This is a genomic window from Paenibacillus sp. FSL K6-2859 (assembly GCF_038008265.1).
GTDB classification, from domain to species: Bacteria; Bacillota; Bacilli; order Paenibacillales; family Paenibacillaceae; genus Paenibacillus_AQ; species Paenibacillus_AQ nitricinens.
In genome coordinates, this window is sequence record NZ_JBBOYU010000001.1 from 4,943,128 (window position 1) to 4,968,298 (window position 25,171).

At 44.8% G+C, this 25,171-nt stretch carries 27 protein-coding genes; 4 read left to right on the forward strand and 23 right to left on the reverse strand.

Annotated features, from left to right (window positions below):
• Positions 1-106: 106 nt before the first annotated feature.
• The 9 genes from MHB64_RS22220 to MHB64_RS22260 all read right to left on the reverse strand — a co-directional run bounded on the left by MHB64_RS22220 (position 107) and on the right by MHB64_RS22260 (position 6,424).
• The gene (locus MHB64_RS22220) at positions 107-1,003 is read right to left on the reverse strand and encodes a SpoIIIAH-like family protein (protein WP_341135390.1); all 897 of its coding nucleotides are present in this window, start codon (positions 1,001-1,003) and stop codon (positions 107-109) included.
• Positions 1,004-1,070: 67 nt separating this feature from the next.
• Complete coding sequence (gene spoIIIAG, locus MHB64_RS22225) at positions 1,071-1,712, reverse strand: stage III sporulation protein AG (protein ID WP_341135391.1); 642 nt, start codon at positions 1,710-1,712, stop codon at positions 1,071-1,073.
• A gap of 40 nt (positions 1,713-1,752) precedes the next feature.
• Positions 1,753-2,514 (reverse strand): stage III sporulation protein AF, encoded by a 762-nt coding sequence (spoIIIAF, locus tag MHB64_RS22230; protein WP_341135392.1) that lies wholly within the window; start codon positions 2,512-2,514, stop codon positions 1,753-1,755.
• Positions 2,515-2,673: 159 nt separating this feature from the next.
• Positions 2,674-3,909 carry a stage III sporulation protein AE gene (gene spoIIIAE, locus MHB64_RS22235; protein WP_094874070.1) on the reverse strand — a complete coding sequence of 412 codons (1,236 nt, stop codon included), beginning with the start codon at positions 3,907-3,909 and terminating at the stop codon, positions 2,674-2,676.
• A gap of 42 nt (positions 3,910-3,951) precedes the next feature.
• Entirely contained in the window at positions 3,952-4,341 is a 390-nt protein-coding gene (gene spoIIIAD, locus MHB64_RS22240) for a stage III sporulation protein AD (RefSeq protein WP_042129828.1), read from the reverse strand.
• Between the two features lie 7 nt (positions 4,342-4,348).
• Positions 4,349-4,552 carry a stage III sporulation protein AC gene (gene spoIIIAC, locus MHB64_RS22245; RefSeq protein ID WP_036682849.1) on the reverse strand — a complete coding sequence of 68 codons (204 nt, stop codon included), beginning with the start codon at positions 4,550-4,552 and terminating at the stop codon, positions 4,349-4,351.
• Positions 4,553-4,565: 13 nt separating this feature from the next.
• Complete coding sequence (gene spoIIIAB, locus MHB64_RS22250) at positions 4,566-5,084, reverse strand: stage III sporulation protein SpoIIIAB (RefSeq protein ID WP_341135393.1); 519 nt, start codon at positions 5,082-5,084, stop codon at positions 4,566-4,568.
• The gene (spoIIIAA, locus tag MHB64_RS22255) at positions 5,077-6,078 is read right to left on the reverse strand and encodes a stage III sporulation protein AA (RefSeq protein ID WP_094874068.1); all 1,002 of its coding nucleotides are present in this window, start codon (positions 6,076-6,078) and stop codon (positions 5,077-5,079) included. Before spoIIIAA ends, spoIIIAB begins: the two co-directional genes overlap by 8 nt.
• 82 nt (positions 6,079-6,160) lie before the next feature.
• Positions 6,161-6,424 (reverse strand): YqhV family protein, encoded by a 264-nt coding sequence (locus tag MHB64_RS22260; protein WP_371915730.1) that lies wholly within the window; start codon positions 6,422-6,424, stop codon positions 6,161-6,163.
• A 302-nt stretch (positions 6,425-6,726) separates the two neighbouring features.
• Between MHB64_RS22260 and MHB64_RS22265 the strand changes: the two genes are divergently transcribed.
• Positions 6,727-7,593, forward strand: a complete 867-nt coding sequence (locus tag MHB64_RS22265; RefSeq protein WP_081382878.1) for a YitT family protein — start codon at positions 6,727-6,729, stop codon at positions 7,591-7,593.
• Positions 7,594-7,881: 288 nt separating this feature from the next.
• Here the strand turns inward: MHB64_RS22265 and MHB64_RS22270 are convergent, their stop codons facing one another.
• The 4 genes from MHB64_RS22270 to MHB64_RS22285 all read right to left on the reverse strand — a co-directional run bounded on the left by MHB64_RS22270 (position 7,882) and on the right by MHB64_RS22285 (position 11,696).
• Complete coding sequence (locus tag MHB64_RS22270; protein WP_094874067.1) at positions 7,882-9,135, reverse strand: aspartate kinase; 1,254 nt, start codon at positions 9,133-9,135, stop codon at positions 7,882-7,884.
• A gap of 321 nt (positions 9,136-9,456) precedes the next feature.
• Positions 9,457-10,014 (reverse strand): elongation factor P, encoded by a 558-nt coding sequence (gene efp / locus MHB64_RS22275; protein WP_042190473.1) that lies wholly within the window; start codon positions 10,012-10,014, stop codon positions 9,457-9,459.
• A 45-nt stretch (positions 10,015-10,059) separates the two neighbouring features.
• On the reverse strand, positions 10,060-11,130 hold the full coding sequence (locus MHB64_RS22280; RefSeq protein WP_094874066.1) for a M24 family metallopeptidase: 1,071 nt from the start codon (positions 11,128-11,130) through the stop codon (positions 10,060-10,062).
• A 74-nt stretch (positions 11,131-11,204) separates the two neighbouring features.
• Positions 11,205-11,696 (reverse strand): YqhR family membrane protein, encoded by a 492-nt coding sequence (locus tag MHB64_RS22285; RefSeq protein WP_094878364.1) that lies wholly within the window; start codon positions 11,694-11,696, stop codon positions 11,205-11,207.
• A 207-nt stretch (positions 11,697-11,903) separates the two neighbouring features.
• On the opposite strand from MHB64_RS22285, the gene MHB64_RS22290 reads away from it, so the two are divergent.
• Together MHB64_RS22290 and MHB64_RS22295 are read left to right on the forward strand one after the other, a co-directional pair.
• Positions 11,904-12,851 (forward strand): DUF1385 domain-containing protein, encoded by a 948-nt coding sequence (locus MHB64_RS22290; RefSeq protein WP_373455847.1) that lies wholly within the window; start codon positions 11,904-11,906, stop codon positions 12,849-12,851.
• 7 nt (positions 12,852-12,858) lie between these two features.
• On the forward strand, positions 12,859-13,200 hold the full coding sequence (locus MHB64_RS22295) for a hypothetical protein (RefSeq protein ID WP_042190481.1): 342 nt from the start codon (positions 12,859-12,861) through the stop codon (positions 13,198-13,200).
• Between the two features lie 80 nt (positions 13,201-13,280).
• Here MHB64_RS22295 and MHB64_RS22300 read toward each other — a convergent pair whose 3' ends face one another.
• The 3 genes from MHB64_RS22300 to mntR all read right to left on the reverse strand — a co-directional run bounded on the left by MHB64_RS22300 (position 13,281) and on the right by mntR (position 16,665).
• A complete protein-coding gene (locus MHB64_RS22300; protein ID WP_341135394.1) occupies positions 13,281-14,210 on the reverse strand; it encodes a patatin-like phospholipase family protein in 930 nt (309 codons plus the stop codon).
• Positions 14,211-14,301: 91 nt separating this feature from the next.
• Complete coding sequence (locus MHB64_RS22305; protein ID WP_341135395.1) at positions 14,302-15,933, reverse strand: family 10 glycosylhydrolase; 1,632 nt, start codon at positions 15,931-15,933, stop codon at positions 14,302-14,304.
• A gap of 306 nt (positions 15,934-16,239) precedes the next feature.
• Complete coding sequence (gene mntR / locus MHB64_RS22310) at positions 16,240-16,665, reverse strand: transcriptional regulator MntR (protein WP_094874060.1); 426 nt, start codon at positions 16,663-16,665, stop codon at positions 16,240-16,242.
• 193 nt (positions 16,666-16,858) lie between these two features.
• Here mntR and splB point away from each other — a divergent pair, with 193 nt between their 5' ends.
• Positions 16,859-17,935, forward strand: coding sequence for a spore photoproduct lyase (gene splB, locus MHB64_RS22315; protein WP_094874059.1), 1,077 nt, complete (start codon positions 16,859-16,861; stop codon positions 17,933-17,935).
• Here splB and MHB64_RS22320 read toward each other — a convergent pair.
• The 7 genes from MHB64_RS22320 to MHB64_RS22350 form a co-directional block, all read right to left on the reverse strand.
• On the reverse strand, positions 17,932-18,645 hold the full coding sequence (locus MHB64_RS22320; RefSeq protein WP_341135396.1) for a cytochrome c biogenesis CcdA family protein: 714 nt from the start codon (positions 18,643-18,645) through the stop codon (positions 17,932-17,934). The two genes, splB and MHB64_RS22320, sit on opposite strands and share 4 nt — an antisense overlap.
• An 89-nt stretch (positions 18,646-18,734) precedes the next feature.
• Positions 18,735-19,538 (reverse strand): metal ABC transporter permease, encoded by an 804-nt coding sequence (locus MHB64_RS22325; protein WP_179281736.1) that lies wholly within the window; start codon positions 19,536-19,538, stop codon positions 18,735-18,737.
• 356 nt (positions 19,539-19,894) lie between these two features.
• Positions 19,895-20,644 (reverse strand): metal ABC transporter ATP-binding protein, encoded by a 750-nt coding sequence (locus MHB64_RS22330; RefSeq protein ID WP_094874056.1) that lies wholly within the window; start codon positions 20,642-20,644, stop codon positions 19,895-19,897.
• Positions 20,645-20,678: 34 nt separating this feature from the next.
• Positions 20,679-21,662, reverse strand: coding sequence for a metal ABC transporter substrate-binding protein (locus MHB64_RS22335; RefSeq protein WP_341135397.1), 984 nt, complete (start codon positions 21,660-21,662; stop codon positions 20,679-20,681).
• A gap of 219 nt (positions 21,663-21,881) precedes the next feature.
• On the reverse strand, positions 21,882-23,894 hold the full coding sequence (gene metG / locus MHB64_RS22340; RefSeq protein ID WP_341135398.1) for a methionine--tRNA ligase: 2,013 nt from the start codon (positions 23,892-23,894) through the stop codon (positions 21,882-21,884).
• A gap of 350 nt (positions 23,895-24,244) precedes the next feature.
• Entirely contained in the window at positions 24,245-24,508 is a 264-nt protein-coding gene (gene yidD / locus MHB64_RS22345; protein ID WP_094874054.1) for a membrane protein insertion efficiency factor YidD, read from the reverse strand.
• 2 nt (positions 24,509-24,510) lie between these two features.
• Positions 24,511-24,972: a Fur family transcriptional regulator gene (locus tag MHB64_RS22350; RefSeq protein ID WP_094874053.1), complete on the reverse strand. Its 462-nt coding sequence runs from the start codon at positions 24,970-24,972 to the stop codon at positions 24,511-24,513.
• Between the last annotated feature and the right edge of the window lie 199 nt (positions 24,973-25,171).

Here is a 25,171-nt window from a genome sequence, read left to right on the forward strand (position 1 = left end):
TAAGCGGACAAGATAACTTTATGTATTATATCATAAACGCTAGAAATGGAAAGAGCCCGGGAGAACCCGAGCTCTTTCGTCATATTCCCTATAATTTCACGTCTTATTATTTCTCGGAAACATACTGAACACTAACTTTATCCTGAGACACACTCAGTTCTTTCATTACGAGATCAACGATGCTAACCGCTTGTTTTACATCCAGCTTCTCACTCAGTACGACTACTTTATAGCTGTCCCCAGCTTCTTCCTTCACGATGGCTTCCCCATATTTTTGTTGAAGCTGTTCTTCAATGCCCGTAATTTTAGATTCTTTTTCTTCCAGGTTAAGGAGCTGTTCTTGAGCAACTGCGTTATCAGCAGGCGTCTTCTCCATGTCGTTAATCAAAGCGAGTAAGTCTTGTTGGCTCTTTAGATTCTTTTGTTCACGTTCATACAGGTAGTTAGTGAACATGCTGCTCGCCGATACACTTTGTGAAGCTACTTCATCCAGGATTTCTTTATCATTCTTAGCAGGGGTTTTGGATGTTGTAGTAGCCGCTGTATCCTTAGCTGCCGTATCCTTAGTTACTGTATCCTTAGCTGCTGTTTCAGAAGTTTTACTGGAGTCTTTTGCAGCAGTGTCCGTCGAAGCTTTCTCAGAGTTACCGCTGTCTGCTGCTTTACTGCTATCATCCTTAACCGCTGTAGTTGCACTGTCATCAGTAGTTGCAGTGGTTGCACTATCGTCAGCGGCTTTAATGCTGCTAGCGCTATCTACAACGCCTTCATCAGCAACTACATCTCCTTGACTAACCACTTCATTCACTACGATACCTTTGTCGCCAACCGTTGGTAACGCTGCGTTTGCTGTGTCTTTTTTCAGAGAATCCACCTGCATTGTCCCTGCCGTGTCTTTTGGAACCGATGCACCTGAATCTTCAGTAAATAAATAGTATGCCGAGAGTACAACCATCAAACTGAGCATAGAAACCAACCATATTGTTTGTCTTTTGCCGTTCATTTCTTATTCCTCCTAAAATTTAATCTAGTGGCTGCTTCGGAAGCACTCACTTCTTGACTTTCTCCTGCTACTCTTGTTTGCGTGGTACTACTGAAATCCGCTGAATCGGAACATACAAGCCTTTTTCGATAGCCTGCTCTATGAGTCCACGGACAACCTTGTTCTCTGCCCCTTTGGCAACTACCAGTACGCCACGAACCTGAGGCTTAATCCGCTTCGTCACAATAGGTGTCTCATCGCCCGATTGTGAGTAGGTTACGATTTCGCCATCCCTTGTATATTGCGTCGTGTGACGTTTACCACCACTGGCATCCGTCTCTTCACTAAGCTGCTGGGAGTCGTTCATATTGCGCACCACGACAATTTCTTCTGTTGACTCCACGGTAACCATAATATCGACGGTACCGACGCCAACGATTTTCTCTAAAATCTCCTTCATTCGGTTCTCCATCGCCAGTTCAATGCTTTCGAATGAATTGCTTGTTGTTGGATCACTCTGCACCAGCGCCGTTTGGGAAGACTGATTCTGCGGTGGCTCACGCCCCGTATTCTCGTTATCAATCTTCTTCACATTGACGAAGGAATTAAACAGCATAATCGCTGCGCCCAGCAGACCCAGAATGATTAGCCAGCGTAAAGTATGACTTCTCTTCGGACTGCCAGCCCCACCCCCAGCCCATTGCTCCAGCTTTTTCAGCCAATTGCCCACTCCTATCCCTCCTAACCTTGATCGTTTAGAAGCTACAGACTCATAACTTGACGTTATTCACAACGCCGCCATCCACTTGGATTACTTTGGGATCCAAATCCCATTTTTGTTCCAACAGCTTTACGATGGACTCCGTTTCACTTGAAGATGTGTTATTTTCTGTTACATTTCCGTTCACTGCTTTGGGCTCATCTGCAGAAGCTGATCCATTCTCTGGATTCGTTCCGATCTTTACTTCTACAGGCTCTACAGGAGCGATTGCAATTGGCGGAGCAGCGGCTGCGCTGGAAGTACCGGAAGCCCCTATAGAATTAACTGTTGCTTGGGACATTGAGACCTTCACTGCGGAGATGACAGGAACATCTTCATTACCAGAGCCGCCGGATTTCCCCATGCCGAGCGTTACAGTGACATTAACCCCGCGTTTTCCGGTCTCGCTGATGATCTGCTCCCTCATTTGCTCAGCAACCTCTTCTGCGGCCAGCTTTAGGCTTTGATCCTGGCGCCCTTGTGCAAGCTTCTGACCATCTGCCAGAATCTTTTCCAAAGAGGGATCTCCACTTCCCCCTCCTGTGAACAAGCCTCCTTCTTTCTCCTGACGACCCATGGCTATACTCAGCTCGGCTATGGCGTCACCTTTAAGGAGAGAAACGATTGGGCTAAGCATGGTAAGTAAGATCAGGAGGCTCAGCACCAGCCTTGCATACCGCTCCATGGACTTACTCGGAAGGAGTAACTCAACGAACGATGCCAACAATACGACAAGAATGATCTCCCGCAGCCATCCTCCTAACCAGCTCATTTTTTCCTCCTAAAAGTTTTGTTAGCATAGCCTTCAGCGAATTTACTTCGTACAAAACTCACTCCGAAAGCACCCGCTAAGTTTTGTTAGCATAGCCTTCGCGAATTTACTTCGTACAAAACTCACTCCGAAAGCACCCGCTAAGTTTTGTCAGCAGATTCACCTCATCATGACGGTTAAATTGCCAGCGGTTAGCATGATCGTGACGGCCATAAAAAACATTAACGATACCGCTGCCAAAGCTGCGAATACGTACACCATGCTTTTTCCGATCGTCTGGAGGCAGACCACAATCGGCGTCTCTCCTAAGGGCTGCATTACAGCAGCAGCTACATTGTAGATCAGAGCAAGCACCAGGATTTTGATCGCTGGAAAAGCACAAAGGAACAAAATGATGATGACACCGGATAACCCAATGGCGTTCTTCACCAGAAGTGAAGCTGAGATCACTGTGTCTGTAGCATCCGCGAACATTTTTCCGATGACCGGAACAAAGTTGCCTGTAATATATTTAGCGGCCCTGATCGTAACCCCATCTGTCACTGAACTCGTAATTCCCCTGACTGAAATCACACCGAGGAACACAGTGAGCAGTACTCCTAGTAATCCAGCTCCGATATTTCTTAGCAGATTCGCCAGCTGGGTCAGCTTGTATTTCTCCGACAGTGCACTCACGAGATGTAGCACCGCTGAAAAGAATAATAGTGGAAAGACAATGGTATGGATCAGTGTGCCAACGGTATGAATCATAAAAACAATTAGTGGATGTGTGACCGAGACGGTAACAATGTTCCCCATGGAAGCCAGTAACGCGAACAGTAGCGGAATCATGGCCATCATAAAATCAATCATCCGGTCGATAGCATCCTTCGCATAACCTATAGCGATATTGAAGCTGTTCACGGCAATAACGAGCACTACCATATAGCAGAGCGTATAAGCCACCTTGCTGACCGTTTTTCGCTCAAAAGCGGTTTGTAGCGTCTCCAGTATCATGCTGAGCACACTGACCATGACAATCGTGACCAGCAGCCTTCCGTTGTACAACACCTCATGCCACATAAAACCAAGTAGCCCAGATAATACACCTTGCAAGCTGAGTCCCTTATCCCCTGGAAGCAGCATGTCCATAAGTGATGGTGTTGCCCCGTCTGGAAAAAAACCTCCGTAATCCTTCATCAGTTGATCCCAGTACGACTCCACCTTATCTGTTGGCAGATTGTTCACCTGACCCTTGACCCACTGGTCTACCGGGGAGGCATTAACGCCCGATCCTGACGCTGGAGAAGCTATGGCCACTTGAGCTGTACCTGCAAACCATAGAATGAAGAAGCATGGGAGCAGCAACAGTATTATTTTAAATTTTGGAGGACGAAAAACACTGCACTCTTGCATAACTTCTCCTCCCTAATCGTTGCTTAGCTTCCTTCAATTGCTTTAAGCAGGTAGCAGCTTCATGACCGTTTCAATAATGATGCTGATAATGGGTACAGCTAGTACCATAATGAGGACTTTTCCGGCGAGCTCTATTTTGGAAGCAATCGATTCCTGCCCTGCATCACGCACGATCTGTGCTCCAAATTCAGCGATATATGAAATTCCGATGATTTTGAACACGGTCTTTAAATAGATCATTTCCATCCCCGATGACTCTGCCACCCGCTCCAGTGTGGAAAGTATCATTCCAATCTTGCCGATTAGAAACAGGAAGATCAGAATCCCTGTGGCAGTAGCGAGGAGAAAGGCAAACATCGGTTTTTGTTCCTTCAGCACGAGAATCAATATGGTCGATATCAGCCCGATTCCAACAACTTGAATGATCTCCATAGCACGCCTATTGAAAAAGAAAGATCGTTTTTATTTCCTGCAGCAGTCCGTCCAGCATTCGAATAACCATAAATAGCACGACGACGAACCCGATTACGGTAACCCAATGTGCGAAATCTTCTTTTCCCATCTGTTTAAGCACCGTGTGTATCATGGCGATAATTATGCCAATGCCGGCAATTTGAAAAATCGCATTGACTTCAATATTCATTCCTGGCACCTCGCTAAAAGATCAAAATGACGATCAATGCTCCAAGCAGCAGACCCAGGCTTTTACTCAATTTTTCATATTTGCCCTGATCCTCTCTGGCCACCGACTCCTCCTGCTTCAATTGCTGCAATGCTAACGCGATATGAGTGCTCTGATTGGACCTATCGCTTGTACCGAGAGTACAACTGAGCTGGCGGAGAATCTCTTTTTCTGTCCCCTTCAATGCGGTAGACTTCCAATGCGAATCCATAGCCCTCTGAATGGCATCCTGGGCGCTTCGGTCATGGGGTGGGCTCATCTCCTCAGCTGTTTTAACAAACAACGTTTTGAGCGGTTCCTTCGACTGAATCCCTATACGCCGCATAGCTTCAGGCAATGGGGTAAAGCCATACATAATTTCTGTTTCCAGCCGCTGTAGCGCTGCTATTAAGCCTCTGATATGTCTTGGCCTGTCTGCATATTGTTTTGCAAATTGTAGCCCTGCCAGCGTACCAGCCAGCACAATCAGAACGGCACCAAATAGCTTAAGCATGTATATCACCACCTAATCGATCCCCGGGTGAGATAAGAAGTAATCCGCGTTTTTGTCCATCCAGAACACGAAAGGAGAGCCCTGCTTCTGAGCGGTGCAGAATGACGTATCTTTCGAACATCTTTTGTTCCAGTAGCCCGCCAAGCCCGGGTCTACGAGCCAGTTCTATTACTTCTTTACCGTGAGCCGAAGCAACAACTGATATTCCAGCATGCAGCGCTTCAGTGACTGCTTCAGCGTCTTCAGGACGACCAATCTCATCAGCAATCAATACATCCGGTGACAAGGAACGAATCATCATCATCATGCCTTCAGCTTTGGGACAGCCGTCGAGGATATCTGTGCGCGGACCAACATCAAAGGCAGGAATCCCGCGTCTGCTTCCGGCAATCTCAGAACGTTCATCGACAATCCCCACCTTCAAACCGGGTCTTCCGCCTTCACGCTTCCCCAAATCTCCTAAGGAGATTTGTCTTGCAATATCGCGAAGAAGTGTTGTCTTCCCGTGCTGTGGAGGCGAAAGGATCAAGGTGTGCATCATTCGCTGCCTCCCCTTGTCCAGCAGATAAGGCAGCACTTTATCCGCGACTCCGGGAACCTCACGGGCTATGCGGACATTGAAGCTTGTAATGTCGCGTAGATGCTCCACACCACCACCACTCAGCACCGTCCGACCAGCAAGTCCTATTCGATGGCCGCCAGGAATCGTAATAAATCCCTTTCTCAGCTCTTCTTCCATCGTATATAGTGAATGGTTGCTGATCAGATCTAGCAGTCTATGAGTGTCCTCCCGATCCGGCCTATAGGCTTCTTCCGGCCTTTGCGTTACGCTGCCATTTGCTCTAAGAAAGTGATATTTACCTGAATAGTTAATCTCCAGCGGACGACCTTCACGGACCCGAATCTCTTCCACCATTCCAAGTAGCGGAAGGGGAAGGCACTTTAATAGTGCTCTTACTTTTTCAGGAAACAATTGCAGCCAATCATCTGCCATACAAAGTACCCCCAAGTTGTCCTCTATCTAATTGCTTTATTCCATATTTATGCTTGTACGCGCTCAATATGCCTATCATCTATCATTTTTTTAGAATCCCGATTAAGAGAAAGGCTACACCGCAACCGACCCAGCCCAGTTTGCTCCAGGACAACTGCTGAGCCATCCCTGTAAGTCCGATCGCTGTCGTCAATATCAAGATCGTCGGACCTACCAAAGCTAGTCCAGAATTGACTGCGAGCGCCTTGTCTACCTGATTCAACCGCAGCATAATCAGCGCAGCTATAATCTCCGCACTACCCGAGAACAGCCGAAGAGTCGCCATCCAGCTTACATACTTGTCCAATCCACTCCACTCCTAACTTTTACTATTTCATACAAAATGATATTCAGGGCTTGTTTGTCCTTCTCTTATCCATGGATATGCGATAATTACTCACTTTAGACAAGGAGAAATGACAGAATTGTAAGTCCAACTGTGAAAGAGTTCATAGTACACACCTATATAAATAAATATAATCAGTACGATAAAATTATTTTTTACGAACACTTCCATCTGTGGTATCCTTGTTAATTGGAAATATAGTGGGTTTATATTTTCAAAAAGAGCAGACTATAAAGACATAAGAAAAAGAGGGGATTTGTGTCATGCAAGTTCGAAGTTACGGGTTACCGCAAAATATGCGGACCGTAGTCAGACCACTCAAGGAAGTAGCTATCATTATTTTTTCAGCCTTTTTAATTGCAAGCGGGATGCGATTGTTTCTAATTCCTCATCAGCTTCTGAGCGGTGGGGTAGCAGGGGTGGCTTCGGTCGTCGGTTATTTAACGGATCCGAAGTACATTTCTAAGCTTTATTTTGTAATAAACCTCCCTTTAATTGTCTGGGGATTTATTGCAGTGGGGAAAAAATACATCTTACTAAGCTTACTTTCCGTCGTAGCTACCACCTGGTTCATTACCATTATTCCTGAGGTGCAAATGACCAAGGATCCCATTCTTGCAAGTATTTTCGGCGGAGTAATTATTGCTGGCGGCGTTGGTTTTTCTCTCCGTACAGGGGGTTCTTCCGGGGGATTTGATATATTAGGCTCGATTATTTCTCGCAAGCGTGATATTCCAATGGGAAATATCATGTTCCTAATGGATGGATTAGTGATTCTGAGTTTAGGCTTCTTTAAAAGCTGGGATTCCGCCTTATACGCTATGCTCTGTATTTTTGTAAAGAGTAGAGTAGTCGATATGATCCATATTCGCCATGTGAAGCTGACCTGCTTCATCGTTACCAAAGAACGGGAGATGATGCTAACCCGTCTCAGAGAGTTACCTCATGGCATCACTGTCGTCAATGCAGAGGGTGGATACAGTCATGAGGGAAATACCATGCTAATGACGGTAACGACTCGGTATGAGCTTGCAAATCTGCGGAGAACTATTCTTGAGGCAGACCCAAGCTCCTTCGTCAATGTTGTGGAGACTGTAGAGATCCAGGGCCGGTTCAAACGATTAGGATAAAATCCAGGGACTTACCTCCCATACTGTTATATAGATGAAAAGGAACGCTGCATTCAAATCTGCAGCGTTCCTTTTCATCTATAAGTGATGCTATTTTCTTATTTTTTACTAGCTGAAATATACCAGTCATTCACTTCCTTAGTAATTTCATCACCATTCATCTATTCAAGAAGCATTATGGCATAACGCCGCAGGAATACCACAACAAGACTGGCTTAAAAGACAAAGAGAGGGATGCCCCGCAGCCGTCTGGCTGTAAGGCATCCCTCTTTGTTTACTCAGCAGCTCTTATCGGCGATCTTTAGGACCTCCGACGAAAGCCTGCTCAGTTGTATCTAGATTGTAGGCGGTATGAAGCGCCTGTATGATTGATGGCAAATTGCCTGATTCAATAACGCAAGATACTTTAATCTCAGAAGTGCTGACCATCTTGATGCTTACACCCTCTTGGGAGAGTACATCAAACATTTGAGCCGCTACCCCTGGATGGCTGACCATCCCAGCACCAACGATGGATACCTTCACCAGGTTATCCTCGGAGGTAACTTCACGGTAAGGCAATGTTTTATGAATTTCTTTAATAACTTCCTTCGCCCGATCCAGCTCATCAAGAGAAACTGTAAATGAGAAGTCAGCCTGCTCATTCTGTACACCACTTTGTACGATGATATCTACGTTAACGCCCTCTTCAGCAAGCTTGCCGAAGACCTGAGCGAGTACACCTGGTACATCAGGAACTCCAAGAATACTGACACGTGCTACATTCTTATCAAATGCAATACCACTAACTACGATTCCCTGCTCCATACTTGTTTCCTCCTTCACAACGGTACCTTCATTATGATTAAAGCTCGATCTAACGACCAGCTTAACTTGATGACGCTTAGCGTACTCCACTGCACGTGGATGTAATACAGCTGCTCCCAAATTGGCAAGCTCCAGCATTTCATCGTAAGAGATTTCCTTCAGCTTACGTGCCGTCTTCACGATACGTGGGTCTGTGGAGTAGATACCATCTACATCGGTATAGATTTCGCATACGTCTGCTTCTATAGCAGCAGCCAATGCTACGGCTGTTGTGTCCGAACCACCGCGGCCTAATGTGGTGATCTCACCGTCCACAGTCATTCCCTGAAAGCCTGCAACGATCACGATCTGTTCACGCTCCAAAGACGCTAATACACGGCGCGGGTCAATTTCATTGATACGAGCTCTGCCGTGAGTTTCGTCTGTTCGGAATCCAGCCTGCCATCCTGTATAAGAAACAGCATTCCGCCCGATCCCATGTAGGGCAATGGACAATAGAGCGACGGAGATTTGTTCACCTGTCGTCATCAACATATCCATTTCACGTGCGGGCGGCTGCCCGTTTAGTTGCTTCGCCGTATCGATCAAATCATCTGTTGTATCCCCCATTGCAGATACAACCACAACGCAGCGATGTCCCTCATCTTGCTTGTCTGCGATGCGCCCCGCGACGCGTTTCATTCGTTCAGTGTCGCCGACGGAGCTGCCTCCGAATTTCATAACATAAAGTGACAAAGTCCCATTCACTCCCCATATCGGTCTATGTAGTTGCTTCTAATCGGTTTCCCGCTTTAAATCAGTATAATACGAAAACAGTGCCCTGCGTTAATGGTTTCATAAAAAATTTATTAAAATTCCCCGCTGCGAAAAAAAAGATAAGATCAGCATCCGCCCTTCAGCTGTGCTTATTTTACTCAACTTCCAGTATTTTAATGTGGGTTTCCATGGCATCTTTATCCGTTACTGTTCATAAAAAAACCTCCACCGTATAAACGGGGAGGTTATTCTGGTAATATCTAGGTTATTCTGGTAATATCTAGGTTATTGTTCTATTTCCTACGCGCGGGAGATATATTTACCTTCACGAGTATCAACGAGCAAGATGTCTTCTTCGTTGATGAACAATGGAACCTGAACACTGTGTCCGGTTTCAAGCTTGGCCGATTTCGTAGCACCTTGAGCCGTGTTTCCTTTAACGCCAGGCTCAGTTTCAACAACCTTAAGCTCTACGCTGGTAGGAAGGTTGATCCCAAGAATCTCACCTTTATAACTAACGATGTTTACAGTCATGTTCTCTTTAAGGAAATTCAATTCCCATTCCAATTGCTTTTCGGACAATTCGAATTGGTCATAAGTTTCGTTATCCATGAATACATGGTCCGATCCACTGGCATAGAGATATTGTACACCACGGTTTTCGATAATAGCACGGCCAATCGTTTCACCTGCACGGAATGTACGCTCTACTGTATTACCGTTACGTAGGTTCTTAAGCTTGGAACGGACAAATGCTGCGCCTTTACCTGGCTTAACGTGTTGGAAATCAATAACGGTAAAAATATCTCCTTCTACCTCTACGGTCAAACCTGTTTTAAAATCATTTACTGAAATCACTAAAATCCCTCCAAAATTATAATTAATCTACTACATCACGCTTACTTACAGTACTGTATATTCTTTAGACGAATGGGTCAGCAGTGATATTCCGCTCTCTGTGATCACAATGTCATCTTCAATACGTACTCCGCCAATGCCCGGCAAATAAATACCAGGCTCCACAGTTACAACCATCCCCGGCTGCATAATATCGTCACTAAGTTTAGACAAACGCGGCCACTCATGAACTTCCATTCCAAGTCCATGGCCTGTGCTGTGTCCAAATTGTTCACCATATCCGTAGCTAGCAATGATATCACGTGCCAAGGCATCACATTCCCGTCCAGTCATACCCGGCTTGATATGCGCTAAAGTATGTAGCTGAGCTTCCAGCACAATATCATAGATCTCTTTCAGCTTCGGATCCGGTGCTCCGAGTGCAATGGTTCTTGTCACATCTGAACAATAGCCATCAAGTAATGCACCGAAATCAAGGGTAATGAATTCATTGCCTTGAATTACGCGGCTGCTTGCTACGCCGTGTGGCATGGACGAACGTTCGCCTGAAGCAACAATCGTATCAAACGATGAAGAAGTTGCACCATGGGTACGCATATAAAATTCCATTTCCAAATCAACATCGCGCTCAGTCATACCCGGCTTGATCACGTTCAGAATATGACTGAATGTAGCATCGGCCAGATCTGCTGCACGTTGCATAACGGCAAGCTCTTCCTCATCCTTGAACATACGAAGGTCTTCCACAGCTTTGGAAATTGGAACTAACACTGCCGGCTTAAGTGCTTCTGCATATGCGGTGTACGCGCTGAATGAAACATCATCCTGTTCGAAACCAATACGTACCTCTTTACCAGAAGGCAGAAGCTCGCGAACTGTATCAATGAATTTAGTTGTATGCTCTACAACTTTAACCCCCATTGCTTGGTCCGCGGCCTGTGTCATATACCTGAAGTCAGTCAGCAGATAACAATCATCACTTGTCACCAGTACATAACCGGACGATCCGGTAAATCCACTTAAATAGCGGCGGTTATAACCGCTAGTTATCAACATTGCATCCAATCCTTGATCCTGCAAAACCTTACGCAGCTTGGAGACACGCTTGTTACCCATTTTCATTCTCCTCTCGAAATAGCCACATTGTATTTTAACATAGGGATATCCCCTTGAGAAGTTTTTTCGCGCCGTTAGGCAAGCGCTGTACTTTGCTCACGCTTCCGTTCGTCCGTATACTCAATTGCTGCTGTATATCCAATGAACATTCCCCATAGCAGAAAAATACAGAACTCACTAATGACCGTGTTCCACGGCAGCTTGAATGGGGGCTGCATAAGAAACATCTGAGAACCAGGAATAAATATAATCACCCACCATAAAATGCCGTAGACTAGGCCTGGCCAAGGCCCCTTCAGCTTACGGAGAACCAGTACGTACAGCATAGAAGCGATGACCGAAAATACAATAAACATCATATATCCCACGAAATGTCCAAATGCTGTTGTCAAAAACGCATGTTTGAAGAAAGGCTCTGCTATAAAGCCAGGGCTGACTTGGGTAAAACTGAACCAATAAACTAGCCAATGAAGCCCACCCCAAATTAATCCTGCAAAAAAACCTAATTCGAGTGCAAAAAGCCAAATATTTGTATGCCCCGATTGTTGTTGATGAGATTTGCTCATGAAATTGCCTCGCTTTCTTTATTTTCAATGCCGATTTATCTCTCGTTCTCTCTAGAAGATAGTATGTACAGCAAAAGGCGATCCAACTAGTAATGTCTTCAAAAATTAGTTACAATGTATTATATAAATCATATTAAATACGAGAAGGTGAATTGGTTGTCCCAGGAAACTCCCAGTTACGGCGGCCAAGCCGTCATTGAAGGTGTCATGTTCGGCGGTAAGCATATCAATGTAACAGCCGTACGACGCAAGAATCAGGAAATCACTTTTTTAGAAGTACCCAAAAGCGATAAGAGCTGGGTCACGAAACTGCGCAAGATTCCGCTGCTTCGCGGCCTTGTCAGTATTATAGATGCCAGCGCTAAAGGCTCTAAGCACTTGAACTATTCTGCCGAATCCTACGCTGAAGATGAATTGGAACCGGAAGATCTTGAGAAGGAAAAAGCGAAGCCGAAGAAAAAGGATGAGGGCTGGAGCCTTGGAATGATTTTTGGCGTTGCTGTAATGGGTATTCTCTCCTTCTTGTTCGGAAAGCTCATTTTTACGCTTGTTCCGGTATTTGTAGAGGATTTTTTATTTAAAAATGTATTTGATAACTACGTACTGCACAACCTCATAGAAGGCGGCATCAAAATGATTCTTTTGCTGGTCTATTTATGGGCGATTTCTCAAACACCTGTGATCAAACGACTGTTCCAGTATCACGGTGCCGAACATAAAGTCATCAGCGCTTTTGAAGCGGGTGAAGAACTGACTGTTCAGAACGTTCAGAAATACAGCCGTCTGCATTACCGCTGTGGAAGTAGCTTTATGATGCTGACGATTATCCTCGGTGTGATCATTTACTCCGTAGTCCCATGGGATAATCTTTGGGAACGAGTGATCCAGCGGATTATCTTGTTACCCGTCGTAATTGGTGTATCGTTCGAAGTTCTAAAGGGAACCAATGCGGTAAGAGAAGTACCAGGCCTTAAATATCTGGGTTACCCTGGATTGTGGCTGCAACTCCTTACAACCAAAGAGCCAAAAGACGATCAGGTAGAAGTATCTATTGCCTCTTTTAACCGTATGCGTGAGCTTGATGCTGCGATTGAAGCAAGAGGATATTCGGAGGCAAGTGTGTCAGGCGGCATATTGGATCCTGCGAAAGGATGAGTGATCTATGATCAGGCATGCTTTAATTTTTTGGATTACGGTTACGCTTGCGATTTTCGGTTTTGTGATTGGAGTCTTGACTGAGCCCTTCTTTACGCTGTCGAAGCTGATTCTCCCCCTGGTACTGTTAGCAATCATTTATTATGCTTACAAAAAAATGGGACCAGGCAAATACGCTCGTAGCAGCAGTGGATCTAAGGTTAAAGTGAAGCCTTCCCAGAAGACCATGTCAAAGGTAGCAGGAATTCGCAAGACTCAAGCTGCACCAGGCAAACGCAAAAGCTATCCTTTCCAAGTGATCGAAGGAAGTAAAGGGAAAAATGACGATCAGCTTCCGAAGTATCACTAACTTCATAAGAACTCCAAAAAGCATCTCCACGTTTTAAGTAACGTGCGGGATGCTTTTTTCTCATATGGATACCACGCTCGTTATCTTGGTCGCCACTCCTTAAAGAAATCTTCTCCTGCTTTGAGTCCGGCAGCATACATTTCATCGCTTTGCGCTTTTGTAATTTCAAATTGAGTCGTCCCAATCCCAAGCGTAGGAATTTTTACCGTGCGAACAAATTTATCCCCTTCAATAAACTTTTCATCATGAGCAGAGAGCATGGTAGTTACCAAGGCTTGGAGCATACTGAATGGCCCTCTGATTTTATGCGGCTGTGGATCGGTCTTACCTACCGTTTGATAACCTACCGTAGGAATTCTGTTCCCAGGTTGTATACTCCCATTATTCTTGCCGTCAAATAGCCACAAAGGGAAATTACTCAAGAGTCCACCATCTACAACATACACAAACTGCTCGGTAAAGGATTTCCCTCTTGCTGCTTGCCCGTTCAGTCTTAACATCACAGGATCAAAAAAATAAGGAATGCTGCAGCTCATTCGCACTGCCTTGGCCACTTCAAAATGTTCCGGAGAGATCCCATACTGCTCCAAGCCATCTGGCAACAGCAATATCCTTCCATTTGTGATATCGGATGCGATGATAGATAATTTACCTGCAGGCAGATCACGGAAGGTGATGATTCCCTTTTTCAGTAATAATGCTCTTATCCAGGACTCCAAGGCTTCCCCAGAATATAATCCTTTCTTCAATAACACTCGCAGCGCAGGACCAACGATAGCAGTATTGTAAACGGGGCCTCGCTTCAGAAACGATGAAAAGGATGTGCCTTGGATGATCCGACACATTTCCTTCCCCTCATAGCCCGCTGCTAGTAAAGTGGCTACAATCGAACCTGAGGAGCTTCCTGCTACCCTTTTAAAAGTCCAGCCTGCCCTTTCTGTAGCTTCAACTGCTCCCGCAAGAGAAATCCCCTTTACGCCTCCTCCTTCAAATACTGCGTTAATCTCCATACACAAAAATCCCCCGTTTCCCATAGATTCTATTGCTTATCTATGAGCACGGGGGAACATTCATGACTCCTTATGAATAACTGCTAATCGATTAGGACTTAAAATAAAAGGTCAATAAGCTCGACAATCCGAACGGATTGCGGACTACGACGTCATTCGCTCTAAACATAATACTACCTGCAACTTCTTCGTACTTCTCATTATATTTGAGCTGATTAATAATTTGATCCCCACTTTGCCATTCAGCCTTTTGATCACTGGCTCCGACCTTATAGCCGGCTAACCCGATGTAGAGTTTAACATTCGTATTCTCGACTTCTTTAACCCACCAATCTACTAACTTGTCATAACGTGCTGTGCTAAAGGACAAACTCCAATAAATTTGCGGAGCGACATAATCAATCCAGCCCTGCTTAATCCATGTCCGAACATCCGCATACATGCTGTCATAAGCAGTTACCCCTGCACTAGTGTCCGAACCTGTACTATCATTTTTAATATTTCGCCATACTCCAAATGGACTGATCCCATAAGAAGCCTTAGGTTTTACCTTGTGAATCTGTTCTCCCAACTGACGGACAAATTCATTAATATTATCTCGGCGCCAATCAGCTTTAGAAAGCTTTTTCGTATTATAGGTAGAATAAGCAGCATCATCGGCAAAAGTAACATTTGAAGGATAAAAATAATCATCCAAATGGACACCATCGACATCGTAACCTTTAACCACTTCCATCACCGTGTCGATGATATGTTGGCGAGCCTCCGGAATACCTGGATTAATGTATTTCTTACCCTCGGCATTCACAATCCATTCTGGATGTGCTTTTGCCACATGGTTACTTGCTAACGCTGAGGTGGAAGCATCTGTCGTTGCACGGAACGGGTTGAACCAAGCATGAAACTGCATGCCGCGGGAATGCGCAGCACTGACCATATAGCTTAGAGGATCATACCCCGGATTCTTCCCTTGTGTACCCGTCAATACCTTAGACCAAGGCACTAAAGTCGATGGGTACAGACTATCTGCTGAAGGTCTTACCTGAACAAATACAGCATTAAAGCCAACAGCTTTGAGTTTGTCCAACAAATTATCAAACTCCTGCTTTTGTTTCGTTTCATTTCCTGCAGAAGACGTTGAAGGCCAGTCTAGGTTAAACACCGTGGAGATCCAGGCTCCCTTCATCTCCTTACTAGTTGATCCACCAGGGAGAGTAGGTAATGTTGGTTCGGTTGGTGTCGTTGGTGTCGTTGGTTTTTCTGGATCGACAGATTGTGGCGGTTCAATGTTTGAGATCAAAGAAATATGCTTATTGACCTGATCCCATAACACCTGCAATCCCAATTGCTCACTTACAAAACGAATCGGTACCATTACCCGCCCCTGCTTAATCTGTACGGAGGTATCCAGCGCTACCGAAGCATCGTTAACCATTGCATTTTTCTGGCCACTGGTCAGCTTAAGGAGCATATCTCCTTGAGTAATGGTTACAGTTTTACTATTTTGATTCCATACTACGCCGGCATTTAATCCTTTACTGATCACACTAATGGGCACCATCGTTACATTAGAAGTTGTGATATATGGGGGCACATCACTAACCAGCGCCTCTCCATCCAGTTCAATGGTAATTTGCACCGCTGCGGCACGTGCACCAGGTGACCATAGAGGCAAAAACAACATAATTACTAACAAGCTCAACATCCATTTACGATAATTCATAATTCCTCCCCAAATCTAAAAAATATGTATCCAAAAAAACGAAAAAAACGGATAAATCCTTCATGCAGATGAGTGAGTGCCTCCTTCTAAAAAGGTGGTCTCTGTCTCTGCAAAAAATATAAGAAGTATCGGATAAAGCTCATACTCTCTTATATTTTTAAAAAGGACTGTATCCGTTTTGACGCTAAAAACTGGAAAAGGTTGCACTAAACAAAATAGAAACGGCTATACTATCCACAGCCTATGCTCAAGAAAGCCTTGCTACGCATAACTTTTAGGACAGTATCCGTTTCGGGAAAAAACATTTCAAGAATCGCTTGCTAGTTCGTTGTGAATCGCATATAAAGTCTGTACACGTTCTTCGTCGCGGCGGAAATATTCTACCAACGTTTCAATACGCGTAATCGAATCCCAACTTAAGTGATGCTCGATTCCTTCGACATCATTATAAATGTATTCCTGCTGTACTCCGATCAACCCGAGGAATTCCTCCAATAGTTGATGACGATCAACTAAACGTTTTCCTACTTTTTTCCCTTTGGTGGTTAGGACAAGCCCACGATATTTCTCATAGATGAGATATTCGTCCTTATCCAGTTTTTGGATCATCTTGGTCACAGAGGAGGGGTGTACTTCCAGTCCCTCGGCAATATCCGAGACCCGCGCATAACCTTTCTCATCTATGAGCTTGTATATGCGCTCCAAATAATCCTCCATGCTGGGTGTTGGCATTAAACTTTACCTCTTTTCTATAATGAGCATGGCGCCGGGCCAAACCTTGCTCTAACAATGATACATGTTTCTAACGCACCTTGGCAAGTCCTTCAAAGGAACTTACAGAGGAGTTGCACATGTTTGCCATGCTTCTATTGGGGCTGAGTTAGACATAATAAACATACTCGTCATTCCAAAGGAGCGTGAAAGTATGACTATAGTGACGCCGGAGTCCACTACTGTAAAAAGAACCAGAAAACCTACAGCGCTTTTTCTTCCAGAGCTTGTTTTCTTCGAGCCGGATGCTTTAAATTACCCTAAAGGTGAAAAAATCATGGAATGGGTAAAAGCTAACAATATCCCTTATCGTATGACCACATCACATAATCGAATTATGAATTTCCCTGGTGAAACTGAAGTCGAGCAATATAAAATTGCCAAAAGAACGCTTGTTGTAGGCCTACGCAAAACTTTGAAATTTGACCAATCCAAGCCATCGGCTGATTATGCTATTCCCATTGCCACGGGCTGTATGGGGCACTGCCATTATTGCTATTTGCAGACTACCTTAGGAGCAAAGCCCTACATTCGCGTATATGTAAACACAGGTGACATTATAGATGCTGCCAAAAAATATATTGAGGAGCGTAATCCAGAAATCACCACCTTTGAAGCTGCCTGCACATCAGATCCACTGGGACTTGAGCATATTACTGGTTCTCTGGCAGAACTAATTACATTTATGGCAAAAGAGCCCCTTGGCCGTCTGCGCTTTGTGACCAAATACCAACATGTTGAACCCCTGCTTGCTTTGGAGCATAACGGGCATACCAGAGTTCGCTTCAGCGTGAATGCAGATTATGTGATCAAGAACTTCGAGCCTGCCACCTCCCGCTTTGAGGAGCGTATTGAGGCTGCTGGAAAGGTAGCAAGGGCGGGTTATCCACTTGGCTTTATCATTGCCCCAATTATTTGGTATGACGGCTGGCAAGAAGGCTATGCAGAGCTACTGGCCAAGTTAGCCCAGACCCTCCCCCCTGAAGTTGGAAAAGGATTAACCTTCGAAATGATTCAGCATCGATTCACCAAAACCGCCAAGACGGTTATAGAGAAGCGCTACCCCAAATCCAAGCTAGAGATGGACATGGAGAAGCGTAAGAAGAAATGGGGACGCTGGGGACAAAATAAATATGTCTATCCCGATGAACAGCAAACCGCCCTGCGAGAGTTTATCACAGAGCGGATATTCGAACATTTTCCGGAAGCAGGAATTGATTATTTCACCTAAAAAATGAGCCAATCTGGCGTGATTCCCTGCAGCCATACTGTGATCCGAAACATTTGATCTGTAAAGAGCAGAACGCCCATAAATACCATGAGAACGCCACCAATCTTCATCAGCACATTTGAATATTTAAGGATACGTCTGGCTCCTCCAAGAAAGAAGGCCAAGACAAAGAATGGCAATGCGAACCCGATGCTATAAGCCGTAATTAATGTGAACCACGTGCCAGGCTCACTTGCGGAAAGTGCGATAATTGCGGTCAAAATCGGTCCAATACATGGAGACCAGCCTGCAGAAAAACCGATCCCAAATATAAATGAACCCATATATCCGGCCGGCTTCCATTTTAAATCAAGCTTACGCTCGCGAAGTAGAAATTGCGGCTGAAAGATCCCAAGCAGAAATAATCCCATCACAATAATCAGAATCGCGGATAATTGCCGGATCAGATCACGATGACCATTAAAAAATTGTCCGAATAGTCCGGCACCAAATCCCAGCGTGTAAAAAACCGCTGAAAAACCTAAAATAAAGGCCAATGTATGAGTTATGGTGCGTATACGGATTTCTTTGGTATTCGCACCTGATTTCAATTGTTGAACAGATAATCCGGTTATATACGATAAGTAAGAGGGATAAAGCGGCAAACAGCAAGGGGATATAAACGATGCTACCCCTGCTGCTAAGGCTATTCCTGCATTGATATTAGACAAGGTAGCGGCTCTCCTTCCGGCATTCGAGTCACTTCAGGGATTTGTAGCTCCATCCTATAAAAACGCATACCGTATATTTTATTCGCTGTTTATGCGGGCAAACCCTTTTTACCGATCAAAGTCAACACTAATAGGGATATGAGTAAAAGCACAATGGTAGCACCAGGGGCCAGATTCCAGACTCCTGCAACTACTAATCCGCCTACAACAGCTATTTCCGAAATGATGACGGATAGAATGACTGAGGATTTAAAGCTTCGAGATAACAATAAGCTGATAGCCACCGGAATGGTCAGTAGAGCAGATACTAGCAACGATCCGACAATTTTGATCGCAGTACTGATTACAAGCGCCGTCAGAATGGTAATTAGCATGTTCAGCAGCTTCACTGGCAGTCCGCTTACACTTGCAGCATCCTCTTCAAAGCTAAGCAAAAAGAACTCTTTAAAGAACATCGTAACCACTACTACTACTGCAATCGTCACAATCCCCACAACGATTAAATCAGTATTATTTAGCGTATAAATGCTACCGAACAAGTAACTCATAACATCTGCATTATAACCTTTTCCTAAGGTGAAAAAGAGTGAGGCTAAAGCCACCCCGCCAGACATAATGATGGCAATCGAGAGCTCTGCATAACTCTTATAAGCCTTGCGAAGCTTCTCTATCGCGAAGGAAGCCACCACTGCAAAAATAAGACCGGCTCCCAGCGGGTAGAAGCCTGTTAAAAAGCCAAGTGCTACACCGGCTATTGTAACGTGAGCCAGCGTATCCCCTATCATAGATAAACGTCTGAGCACAAGAAAAACGCCTATAAGCGGCGCTGTAATACCTATCAGAAGACCGCCCGCAAGCGCTCGCTGAAAAAAATCGCTAAATAGAATTTCCAACTTTAACTCTCCTTCATTCAAAACTCAAAACTCGCAAAACCTTTTTCAAAGCTTTTCGATCCCTCCCAAACCCTCCCTTCCAAGGGAGGGCCCCAAGGGCTCTGCCCTCTGGACACCCGTTAAGTGCAACTAGCGTAGGCGTTGGTGTTACTGGACTTAGATTAATCGGATAAAGATCGCTTTCGTCCCTAAAGGGACACGCTTGCAGTGTTACGGTATCTAGATGCGGAAAGGCCGGAAACGGAAAAGCTGAACATGAAAAGAATTAAAAGATTGAGAAAACCTCAAACTCCCGCCCTCTCCGCTATGTATAGCTCTAATCGCAGAAAATGCTGCGATTAGAGCTTAAATATGAACTAAGAGAGCGTGTGCTGCAGATTCTCTTCCGTACAATTCTGCAAATCATGAGAATGACGGGAGAAAAAGTTAATCTTACCGTTCGTTTGCACAGGTTCATTCCCTAAGTAATTCTTAATCATGTCGATATCATGCGACACCATAAGGAATGTCATATGATGATGAGCATGCATATGTGTAATTAAATCAAAGAATCCTGCTTGTGATTCAGCATCAATACCGACTGTAGGCTCATCCAAAATTAGCAGATCCGGATGGTTAATCAGCGCACGTGCCAGAAATACACGCTGCTGCTGGCCGCCTGAGAGCTGGCCTACTCTTTTCTCCGCAATATCCTGTATTCGCATCACTTCCAGCGCATCTTCGCACTGACGATGCTGAGCCTTAGATACTCTTCGAATAATATTCTTGTTGTTGTACAAACCAGATAGCACTACTTCCCGCACCGTTGCTGGAAACAGGGGATTGAAGGCGTTCTTTTGTGGAACATAACCAATCCGTTCCCAGTCTTTAAACTTGCGGACAGGCGTTCCGAATAATTTGATTTCACCACTACTGGCTGGAAGCAAACCGACGATCATCTTCATCAATGTTGTTTTACCAGCGCCATTAGAACCAATGATACCGAGGAAGTCTCGTTCTCTTACACTATAGTTAAGATTTGAGATCACCTTCTGTTCGCCATATGAAAATGAAAGATCCTGTATATCGATGATATGCTGATGGCAGTCCAAGGATACCGATTGCATACTTAAGCACCGCCTTTTCCTTATACTATCCTTTTTATTGTAAAGCCATAATCAGATTTTGCAAATTTTTCTCCATCAATGTGAAGTAGTTATCCCCATTCTTTTCTTGCTCCGCAGTAAGACCCTCTACTGGATTAAGCACCATAGTGGACACACCGGCTTCAGCTGCTAATGTCTTTGCGAGTTTATCGGAGACCAGTTCTTCAAAAAAGATATACCGAATGTTCTCCTCTTTAACCATCTTCGCCAGTTTGACTAGATCCTGTCCACGCGGCTCAGCATCTGGGGATAATCCCATAATCGCATGCTGCTCAAGTTTATAGTCACGGGCAAGATAGGAGAACGCTTGGTGCGAAACTACAATTTTGTGATTAGGCAGCTTGCTAAGCTCCTGTTCAAACTTACTATCCAATGCTTGTAAACGTTCAGCAAGCTTATTGTAACGATCTTCATAACCATCTTTATGCTCCGGGTCCACGGACTGAAGGCTTTCTTTTATATTACGAGCCATGATCATCGCTGATTTCGGACTTACCCAGGTATGTGGGTCTGTGTGCAGACTGTCCCCAGAGGTATGGCTACTATGATCAGCATCTTCTTCACTGCTTCCCCCGTGATCATGTCCGTCCTCTTCATCGGTCATTATTAAATCAATACCTTTACTTACTTCAACGGCTTCCACCTTGCTGCTACTATCCAGTCCTTTTAGAAAATTAGGAACCCATCCCTCAAGCCCTGCTCCATTGTACAGGAACAATTGCGCTTTAGAGGTATTGATAATATCTTGACTGCGCGGTGTCCAATCATGCGGCTCTACGCCAACCGGAAGCAAATTAATGGCATTTATATCATCTCCACCAATTTCCCGAGTAAACTCATAAATAGGATAAAACGTGGTTACAACATTTACTTTCCCTTCAACTATACTTCCACTGCTCTTAGGTCCACATGCAGAAAGTGTAAATACAAGCACTAGTGCAAGTATGAGTAGGCTTATTCGTGACTTCATAGCAACCATTAAATGGATCTCCCTCTCAAATCGTAATCTTTACTATCAGAAGTATAATAGTAATTATTACGATAAGTCAATAATAAATCATCTAGATCAGATGACCCAGCACTTTATCCCTGCTTGCTTTTACTTAGAAAAAAGGAATGTTCCCACAGCCTAACTGGCTGAAGGAGCATTCCTTTTCTTTTATAACCCATTGCAATTATATATTCTATATAACCGCTCTTACTTCACAATAGCTCCGTTTGGCATGCTGTCTGGAACTGTGGCGAGAGTTAACTGATCACCTTTAGAAGCCGCTAGAATCATCCCTTGCGACAATTCACCACGCAGTTTCACTGGTTTCAGGTTCACAATACAAATCACTTTTTGTCCTACCAGTTCTTCAGGTGTGTAAAACTTCGCAATACCAGAAACGACTTGACGCTGCTCATAACCTAGATCCAGTTGCAGCTTCAGCAGTTTATCGGCTTTCTTCACAGGCTCAGCTGCAATGACTTGAGCTACTCGAAGCTCAGCCTTGGCGAAATCGTCGATGCCGATCTCTTCTTTATGCTCTTCCTCAGGCTCGGATACCGCAGGGGCAGCAGGGGCTGTTTCAGTTACTTCAGCAGCCGACTTACCTGCGCCCATGGCTTCGGCGATATAAGCTACCTCTTGCTCCACATCCAGACGCGGGAAGATTGGATTGCCTTTCACCAGCTTCGTTCCTGCCGGAATCAGACCGAAAGTCTTTCCACTGTCCCATGTCGTCAGCTCGCCTGCTTCAATGCCAAGCTGTTCCCAAATCTTCGCTGGGGTTTGCGTCAAGAACGGCTGCAGCAGAATGGAAGCGGTACGAAGACCTTCCACAAGATGTCTCATCACGGAAGCGAGCTCAGCTGTTCTGCTCTCATCCTTAGCAAGCACCCAAGGTTGTGTCTCATCAATGTATTTATTGGTGCGGCTGATAAAGATCCCGATAGCAGTCAGCGCTACGGAGAACTCCATTTTTTCCATCGCTTCTTCTACTTTGGCATAAGTATTCTCTGCCGCAGCTTGAAGCTCACCGTCAAATGCCGTTACATTTCCTTCATACGCTGGAAGCTCTCCACCGAAATACTTCTCTACCATCGCACCTGTTCGGTTCAACAGGTTACCAAGGTCATTAGCAAGATCATAGTTAACCCGATCGACAAAGCTTTCAGGTGTGAATGTACCATCCGAACCAAACGGTACTTCCCGCAGCAGATAATAACGCAGTGCATCCAAGCCGTAACGATCAATCAGTGTAACTGGATCTACTACGTTCCCTTTAGACTTCGACATTTTGCCATCCTTCATAAGCAGCCAGCCATGTGCGAACACCTTTTTCGGAAGAGGTTCACCCAGCGCCATTAGAATGATCGGCCAGTAAATCGTATGGAAACGAACGATTTCTTTGCCCACAATATGTACATCAGCAGGCCAGAAATTATCGTACAGACTGCGATCCTCGGAACCGTAGCCCAGAGCAGTAATGTAGTTCGTCAACGCATCGATCCATACATACACTACATGCTTTTCGTCCCCTTTAACTTTAACTCCCCAATCGAAGGTCGTACGGGAAACTGCAAGATCCTCCAGACCCGGTTTGATAAAGTTATTGATCATTTCATTCTTACGGGATTCCGGCAAAATAAACTCCGGATTCTCCTCATAAAATTGCAGCAAACGATCAGCATATTTACTCATCCGGAAGAAATAACTCGCTTCCTTCACCAGTTCAACGGGATGACCGCTATCAGGGCTTTTTGCGCCAATGATTACGCCATCGTCATCTCGAACAATATCAACCAATTGTGTTTCTGTATAGAAGGTTTCATCCGGAATACTGTACCAGCCTTCATATTCGCCTTTATAGATGTCACCTTGCTTGAGCAGTCGATCAAAAATATCCTGAACAACCTTTTTATGACGTTCTTCCGTTGTACGGATGAAGTCATCGTTGGAGATGTCTAGCTTGCGCCATAATTCCTTAATGCCAACAACGATGTCATCTACGAACTGCTGAGGGGTTTTACCTGCTTCCTCTGCCTTCCGTTCAATCTTTTGACCATGCTCGTCTGTACCTGTAAGATACCTTACATCATAGCCGCGTAGACGTTTGTAGCGGGCCATTGCATCTCCAGCTACGGTAGAATAAGCATGTCCGATATGCAGCTTATCACTCGGATAGTAAATAGGTGTAGTCAAGTAAAAAGTTTTCTTCTCACTCATTGATTCATCATCCTTTCTTTCATAAAAAGACAAAAAACTCCCGCCCCTATCATGGGGCGAGAGTATAACTCACGCGATACCACCCAAATTTCCTGTCTCTTCACAGAGAACAGGCTTCGCCAGTTCCCTCTCGGGAACTGTCCATTAACGCTGGAACACGCCGTTATCTTACGTGAACCTCAATTGCAGTTCCCGCTCGAACACGGTTCCTCCCGGACCATATTCAATCTAACGCTCCATACCGGCTTTCAGCTCGTTCCGGCTCTCTGTAATGGACGTACCGATTTACTTATCCGTTCCTCGGAATTCATACTATTATCTGTGAATATACCCAATGGTATGGGCTTGTGTCAAGTCACACGGGCAGAATCCTTCTTCGCAGGGTGTTCCTCAAGAGGCGGAACCGGATCAAGTCCCCCTGGATGGAAGGGATGGCATCTAGCAATCCGCTTGGCAGCAAGCCACGAACCTTTCACAGGACCATGGACTTCAATAGCTTCAAGCGCATAAGCAGAGCAGGTTGGATAGAAGCGACAAGTTGCAGGCTTAATCGGGGAAATGTACTTGCGGTACACCCGAATGGGAGCCTGAATCGTTCTACGTAGGGTTGCCATTTCTAAACCCCTTTTTTGCTATCTGCCGCTGCGATTAGTTCTTCTTCCCGGTTTTCTTCACATTCTTTGCAATAACCGAACACCTCAAATTTATGCTTGACTACCCGGAATTGATCAGGTGTATCCGTTAAATTCATCGGGCAGAAATTAATCGGGTAGGTTTTCTCGCATTGAAGGCAGATCATATGATGATGGTGATCCTGATGATTACAGCTTCCCTTGAATTTCACTCCGTCTTCAAAGACGATTTGCTCAAGTACACCAAGCTCTTCCATTACACGCAGATTGCGGTACACGGTATCAAAGCTAAGTCCGCTATACTTGCGGCCCATATGCTCATAGACATCCTTCGCTGACAAATAACCCTTATTCTCGCCGAATAACTTGGCAAGCGTTTTGCGTTGGTCGGTGATTCGCAGACCTTGCCCCGACATGACCTCTAATATTTGTTCTGTCGACAGCATACGCTCATCTCCCATAACATTTCAGTTCATTTGTAATTCACTCTCTTAATAATGCCCCAAAATAAATGCCCCGTCAATGAAACAACCAAGCGTATGAGCGCTCATCAGTTTAAATTCATACATTTAAATACAAAAAGTCCGGCTGAGTATTCCTTTACGGAATATTCAGCCGGACTTTTATTTCAGGTGAATCCCAAAA